The sequence below is a fragment of the Burkholderia sp. HMSC10F09 genome (assembly GCF_001806955.1).
Lineage (GTDB): Bacteria > Pseudomonadota > Gammaproteobacteria > Burkholderiales > Burkholderiaceae > Burkholderia > Burkholderia multivorans.
In genome coordinates, this window is the sequence record NZ_KV786835.1 from 1 (window position 1) to 1,405 (window position 1,405).

Genomic DNA, 1,405 nt, shown 5'->3' on the forward strand with positions numbered 1-1,405 from the left:
CGAGGCGGCCTGCGCCGCGGCCGGCGGCGTGACGCCCGGCGACAGCGGCACCGGCTCGCTCTTGCTCGCATCGCGCGTGAGCGACTGCGCGGGCCCCGTCTCCTTCGCGACGATGTCGTTCAGGTTCAGGCGCCCTTGCGCATCGAGCAGCACGCGGCCGTAGAAGTTCGAGAACGTGACGCGTGCGGCGTCGACGTCGGTGCCCTTGTCGTCGTAGTTCGCCTTCAGGTTCGTCAGCGCGAGCGAGCGCCAGCCGGCGAACGGATCGGACGTCGCCTTGTCGAGCATCCGCACGTCGACGAGCGCGACGTTACCGCGATAGGCCGCGCGCATCGTGTCCTTCGCCTGCGCGAACGTCAGGTTGCCCTGCGCGTTGAGCAGCGCGCTCGCGATCGTCGCGTTCAACGCGCTGCCGAAATACGGCTCGAACGCGGCCGCATCGACGCGGTTGCCGTCGATCTTCAGCGCGAGCTTCAGCGGCTGCGCGGTCACGTCGCCCGCGACGTTCAGCGAACCCTTGCGATTCAGCGTCGCCTTCAGTTGCACGGGCAGCGGCTTCGTCATGTCGTCGCCGAGCTTCTGCACCGACAGATCGAGCGGCTTGATCGCGAGCTTTACCGGACGCGGCGTCGACAGATCGGTGAAGTTCGCGGATGCCTCCTTCACGTTCAGCGCATCGATCCGGTAGTGCCACGACGGCGCGGCGGCCTGCGCCTTGCGCGCGACCGTGCGCTGCGGCACCGCCGGCTGCGCGGGGCTCGCGAACGCCGCGAGATCGATGTTGCCGTTCTTCAGACGCTTCACGTCGAGCGCGAGCCCGTGCGCGTCGACGCTCGCAATCTCGGCGGTGCGCGCGGCCACGTCGACCTTCGCGATCTTCGCGCGCGCGTCGGGCAGCACGATCGCCGGCGCCTTCGCATCGGGCGTCGCGAGCTTCAGCGACTTCAGGCTCAGTTCGCTGTCGGCGACCTGCGCGTCGAGCGGCGTCTTGCCCCAGTCGGCCTTCGCGTTGATCGTCGCGCCGAGCGCGCCGTCGAGCACGCGCGCGCGCGTCGCCTCGCCGAGATACGGCTGCAACGGCGCGAGCGCGAGCGCATCGACGACGAGCTTCGTGTCGACCTGCTTCGCCGCGACGTCGACCGTGCCTTCGGCCTTCAGGTCGCCGCCGCGCGACAGCGATGTCGACAGCGTGTATTTCGCGGGCGTCTTGCGTTGCAGCGCGAAACCGTCGAGCGTCGCGGCGAGCTTCGTCAGCGCCAGCGCGGTCGGCGTCGCGGGAACGCGGTCGTCGAGGTTCACCGTGCCGCCGTCGATCGCGACATGACGAATCGTCAGGTCGAGCGGCGGCGCCTTCGTGTCCGCGGCCTGCGCGCCGCTCGCCGCGGGCGCGCTCGCGGCGGCGACC

At 70.5% G+C, this 1,405-nt stretch carries 1 protein-coding gene; it reads right to left on the reverse strand.

From position 1 onward, the window contains the following. Window positions 1-1,405 (reverse strand): DUF748 domain-containing protein (locus HMPREF3115_RS21450; RefSeq protein ID WP_141751714.1); only part of this gene is annotated, 1,405 nt, incomplete at both ends.